Annotated in this window: 7 protein-coding genes; 4 read left to right on the top strand and 3 right to left on the bottom strand. The window is 77.3% G+C overall.

Annotated elements, in window-relative coordinates:
* Positions 1–202: 202 nt before the first annotated feature.
* Entirely contained in the window at positions 203–805 is a 603-nt protein-coding gene (locus tag ACRYM2_RS22790; protein ID WP_432524963.1) for a TetR/AcrR family transcriptional regulator, read from the bottom strand.
* A 106-nt stretch (positions 806–911) separates the two neighbouring features.
* On the opposite strand from ACRYM2_RS22790, the gene ACRYM2_RS22795 reads away from it, so the two are divergent.
* Both ACRYM2_RS22795 and ACRYM2_RS22800 read left to right on the top strand, forming a co-directional pair.
* Positions 912–1,709, top strand: coding sequence for an SDR family NAD(P)-dependent oxidoreductase (locus tag ACRYM2_RS22795; RefSeq protein WP_432524965.1), 798 nt, complete (start codon positions 912–914; stop codon positions 1,707–1,709).
* 72 nt (positions 1,710–1,781) lie between these two features.
* On the top strand, positions 1,782–3,251 hold the full coding sequence (locus ACRYM2_RS22800; protein ID WP_432524967.1) for an ATP-binding protein: 1,470 nt from the start codon (positions 1,782–1,784) through the stop codon (positions 3,249–3,251).
* 44 nt (positions 3,252–3,295) lie between these two features.
* Here ACRYM2_RS22800 and ACRYM2_RS22805 read toward each other — a convergent pair whose 3' ends face one another.
* Positions 3,296–3,598, bottom strand: coding sequence for a hypothetical protein (locus ACRYM2_RS22805; protein WP_432524968.1), 303 nt, complete (start codon positions 3,596–3,598; stop codon positions 3,296–3,298).
* A 132-nt stretch (positions 3,599–3,730) separates the two neighbouring features.
* Here ACRYM2_RS22805 and ACRYM2_RS22810 point away from each other — a divergent pair, with 132 nt between their 5' ends.
* Together ACRYM2_RS22810 and ACRYM2_RS22815 are read left to right on the top strand one after the other, a co-directional pair.
* Positions 3,731–4,036 carry an ArsR/SmtB family transcription factor gene (locus ACRYM2_RS22810; protein ID WP_432524970.1) on the top strand — a complete coding sequence of 102 codons (306 nt, stop codon included), beginning with the start codon at positions 3,731–3,733 and terminating at the stop codon, positions 4,034–4,036.
* Positions 4,033–4,485 (top strand): SRPBCC domain-containing protein, encoded by a 453-nt coding sequence (locus ACRYM2_RS22815; RefSeq protein WP_432524972.1) that lies wholly within the window; start codon positions 4,033–4,035, stop codon positions 4,483–4,485. Before ACRYM2_RS22810 ends, ACRYM2_RS22815 begins: the two co-directional genes overlap by 4 nt.
* Before the next feature lie 41 nt (positions 4,486–4,526).
* On the opposite strand, the gene ACRYM2_RS22820 is transcribed toward ACRYM2_RS22815, so the two are convergent.
* The coding region (locus tag ACRYM2_RS22820; protein ID WP_432524974.1) for an acyl-CoA carboxylase biotin carboxyl carrier protein subunit at positions 4,527–4,847 on the bottom strand (321 nt) is incomplete at its 5' end.

Raw genomic sequence — 4,847 nt, forward strand, 5'->3', positions numbered from 1 at the left:
TCGGCCGATCAGACCACGGCGGGGGCCACGCACACCGCGTCCACGGCGGGTGAGGTCTCGCGCACGGCGGCGGAGTTGAAGGAGCTGGTGGGCACCTTCACCCTGCCCCGCACCTGAGAGCGCCCCGGACGGCCGGTGCTCCCGCGCACTGCGCTGGGACCACCGGCCGTCAGGTGTTCCGGGGTGCGTCGAGGACGACGCGTCAGCGGGTGGGAGCGGTCGGCGCCGCGACGTGGCCGGGGAGTTCGCCGGCGACGGTGTCGAGGAGCTCCCCCAGCGCACCCGGGGCGGCGGAGGCGGCGATCCAGCGCCGGTAGGCCTCGCGCCAGATCGTCAGCGCCAGGCCCGCGGCCAGGCTCGCCTCGTCGGCGTCCACGCCCTGGGAGCGCAGGAACTGCTCGGACTGCTGCTGCCAGCGCAGCTGCTGGGCGAGGTCGCGGGCCCGCAGGACGGGGTTCTCCTCCAGCACGCGTTCCCGCGCGCACTTGACCTCGGGGTCCTCCCCCGCCGACGCGGCGAGCGCGCGCACGCCGTGCAGCAGCCGGGCCAGCGGCGGGGCGTCGGCCCCGGCGGCCGCGGCCGCCCGCACGACGTCGGCGAAGGCGTCCTCGTCGGCGGCGAACATCGCCTCGTCCTTGTCGCGCACGTGGCGGAAGAAGGTGCGGGTGGACATGTCCGCGGCATCGGCGATGTCGGCGACCGTCGTCGCCTCGTACCCCTGCTCGGCGAACAACCGCAGGGCGTGCTCGGCCAGTGCGCGCCGGGTCGCGGCCTGCCGGCGTTCGCGAGGGGTCGTCCGTTCCACGGGCTCATCTCAGCACACGACACCTTGACAGGGCAGGTCGGAATGACACATCGTGTCACAACGGCGCGATGAGACGCGCTGACCCCCTGCTGACAGGAGCCCTCCCGTGGACGTCACCGGTTCGACCGCCCTGATCACCGGCGCCTCCGGCGGCATCGGCGCCGGCATCGCCACGGCGCTGGCCGCCCGCGGCGCCGACGTCGTGCTCGTCGCCCGCCGCGTCGACGAGCTGGAGGCGGTGGCCGCCACCGTCCGGGCCCGGCACGGCCGCCAGGCCCTCGTCGTCCCCCTCGACCTGTCCTCCCCCGGCGCCGGTGCCCGGGTGCAGGAGGCCCTCGACGGCCGGGCCGTCGACGTCCTGGTCAACAACGCCGGCTTCGGGCTCTCCGGCCGGCTGGCCGACACCCCGGACGTCTCGCGCCTGACCGCGATGGTCACGCTGAACTGCACGGCGCTGACCGACCTGACCGCCCGCTTCCTGCCGGGCATGCTGGAGCGGGGTTCGGGAGCGGTGGTCAACATCGCCAGCATGGCCGCCTACCTGCCGGCACCCGGTTTCGCCGCCTACGCGGCGTCGAAGGCCTTCGTGCTGTCGCTGACCGAGGCGCTGTGGGCCGAGACGCGCGGCACCGGCGTGCGCGTCGCGGCCCTGTCGCCGACGGTGACCGACACCGGGTTCTTCGACGTCGCCGGGCAGGCGTCCGGCGCCGGGCTGCGCCGGCGCACCGTCGAGCAGGTGGTCGCCACGTTCTTCGACACCCTGGACGCCGACCGGCCCGTCGTCGTGGACGGCCGGCGCAACGAGGTCCTCGCGGCCACGGCCCGCCTCCTTCCCCGCACGCCGTTCCTGCGCGTGCTCGGACCGCGCTTCGCCGACAGGGTCTCCGCCGACGCACCCCGCTGACCCCGCGGCCGACGCGGCGCCCCGGCGGCGCCGCGGGCGCAGGTGGCAGGATGTGACGATGACGTGCAGCCGGTGCCGGGCGTGATCGGCGGCGCCGGTGACGCACCGCTCAGCCGCCGGCTCACGCTGCCGCCCGACCCGCGCGCGGCCCGGCAGGCCCGTCGCCTGGTGCGCGAGGTCCTCGAGGCCGCCGGGCGGCGGGAGTGGGTGGACGCGGCGGAGCTGGGGGTCAGCGAGCTGGTCACGAACGCGGCGCTGCACGCGCGCACCCCCGTCGAGATCGGCGTCGAGGTGCACCCGCAGCACGCCCGCGTGCAGGTGCGCGACTTCAACCCCGTCCTGCCGGTGCGGCGCCACTACGGCGAGCAGGCCACCACCGGACGCGGGATGGCGCTGGTGGCGTCGGTGAGCAGCGCCTGCGGCACCACCGGCCTGCCCGACGGCAAGGTGGTCTGGTTCGAGCTGCGGACCCGGCACGGGGAGCCGGACGCGGACGACCTGCTCGCGGCCTGGGACGAGGACCGGTGGCACGAGCAGGAGCCGGAGCCCTCCGAGCCCGACCCGCCCGGGCGGCCGGCGCCCGGCACCGGCGAGGTCCCGTCCGCACCGCTGCAGCGGGTGCGGTTCACCGGCGTCCCGCCGACCCTGTGGCTGGCCGCCCGCCAGCACCACGACGCGCTGCTGCGCGAGCTGACGCTCTACCTCGCCACCCACGACGGTGCCGGCGTCGACCTGGCGGCCGTGGAGCTCGCCCGCCAGGCCTTCTCCAACCCCGTCCTGGCCGCGGCCGAGGAGGCCCGCCGCAGCACCTCCCCGCCCCCCGACCCCTTCAGCGGGCTGCCGGTGGCGCTGGACCCGATCGACGTGGACGTGCTGCTGCCGCCGCGGGTGAGCGCGGCGGCGGCGGCGCTGCAGGACGCCCTCGACACCGCCGAGCGCCTGGCCCGCCAGGGGCGGCTGCTGGCGCTGCCGGGGCAGGCCGAGGTCGTCGCCGTGCGCGACTGGGTGTGCGAGGAGGTGCAGAGCCAGCTCCACGGCGGTTCCCCGCGCGCGTGGCAGGGAGCCAGGCACGAGCGGTTCGAGAGACCCGCGCCCGGGCACGCCCCCGGCCCGGACGCGGCGCCGGAGGCGCTCGGGGCCGTGCGGGAGCGCGCGGCGCGCACGGGACGGGGGTTCGTCGCCGTCGACGCCGCCAGCCGCATCGTCGCGGTCGACGAGGGGCTGGCCGCGGCCCTGGGCTGGGAGGCGGCCGAGCTGGTGGGGCGCCGGGTGGTGGTGCTGATCCCGCCGGCGCTGCGCGAGGCCCACATCGCCGGGTTCAGCCGGCACCTGAGCACCGGGCGGTCCCGCGTCCTCGGACTACCGCTGAAGGTGCCGGTGCTGCACGCCGACGGCCGGGAGCTCCCGTGCGGGCTCCTCATCGAGCGCACGGCCACCCCCGTGGGGCGGTGGCTGTACCTGGCCTGGATCGACCCCGCGGGCGGGACCGGCACCGACGGCACCGACGGCACCGACGGCACCCGCGCACCGGCCGCCTCCTGAGGGCGGCGTCGCCGCCGGCCCGCCCCGGGCCGGTCGCGGCGCGTTCACGGCCGGCTCCCCTGCGGGTTCGCGGCGGCCTCCTGCCAGCGGGACCACGCGGGGTCGAAGCCCTCCAGGTGCCGGAAGAGCAGGGCGATGTCCAGCAGGACGTGGGCGAGGTTGTCCGCGGTCAGCTCGCACCCGTCGCGCACCGCTCGCCGGTACTGCTGCACGAAGCCGGCCCAGCCGGCACGGGCCGCAGCGTCGGCGTCGGCCAGCCCGAACAACGGGCTCGTGGAGCGCGCCTCGCGCTCCACGAAGGCGGCGAGCGCGTCAGCGGTGGCACGGGGCATCGACGGGTCCAGCACGGGCCCCATCCTCGGGCACGGACGGAGCCGGTCCTCCACGCGGCGGGCGGCCGGCGGCGGGTCGGGGCGGGCGCCGGGCCGCACCTCGACAGGGGGTTGACACGGGGTCACCGGAGGTAAACAGTAAACCTCGTGGTTCACCATCAGTTCGCCGCCCTGGGCGACCCGACCCGCCTGGCCATCGTCGAACGGCTCGTGCGCGGGCCGAGCTCCGCCGGTGACCTCGCGGCGCCGACGACGCTGTCGCTGCCCGCGGTGCTCAAGCACGTGCGGGTGCTGGAGGAGGCGGGCCTGGTGACGACCGTCAAGCGCGGGCGCGTGCGCGAGTGCCGCCTGCGCGAGGACGCGCTCGTCGCCGTGGCCACGTGGACCGCGCAGCAGCAGGCGCTCTGGTCGGCCCGGCTGGACGCCCTCGGCACCCTCCTGGAGGACACGTGACCACCACCCCGCTCCTGTCGTTCGACCTCGAGCGCACCTACCCCGCCCCGCCCGAACGGGTGTGGGCCGCCTGGACCCGCGCCGACCTGCTGCGGCGCTGGCTCTGCCCCGACCCGGACTGGCTCGTGTCCGACTGCGAGGTCGATCCCCGCGCGGGCGGGGGCTACCGCGCGCGGTTCGGCCCCCGCCCGGCCGGCGACGCGTACGCCGAGAGCGCGACCTTCGCGGTCTTCGAACCCGTGCGGCGCCTCGTCCTGGACGTGCTCACCTCCGGGGAGGGCATGGCCGAGACCTCCCGCTGCACGGTGCTGCTCCTGCCGGCCGACGGCGGCACCCGCCTCGAGCTCACCGTCGAGGGGTTGTCGGGCGCCGAGGCCGCCGAGGGCATGCGGACCGGTTGGCAGTGGTGCCTGGAGGGCATCGCCGAGCACCTCGGCGACGCGGCCTGAGCGCGCCGTCCGGGTGGCACCGGCGGCGCCCCCGGACGGCCTCACCCCAGCACGAGCAGCGGGGCGCCCTGGGCGACGGGACCACCGGCCTCGACCCGCACGGCGCGGACCGTCCCGGCGCGCGGGGCGGTGACGGGGGTCTCCATCTTCATGGCCTCCAGCACCACGAGCAGGTCGCCCCGCTCGACCTCCGCACCCTCCGCCACGGCCACGCGGACGACCGTGCCGTCCATCGGGGCGGGCACGGCACCGGGTTCGGCGGCGGGTCCGGCGGCCGGCCCGGCGCCCCTGGTGGCGCCGGACCGCCTGCCCCGCCGGCGGTCCGCGCCGCCCGGGGCGGCCGGTCCGTCACCCTGCCCGCC

This window comes from Kineococcus aridisoli (genome assembly GCF_050871885.1).
GTDB lineage: Bacteria > Actinomycetota > Actinomycetes > Actinomycetales > Kineococcaceae > Kineococcus.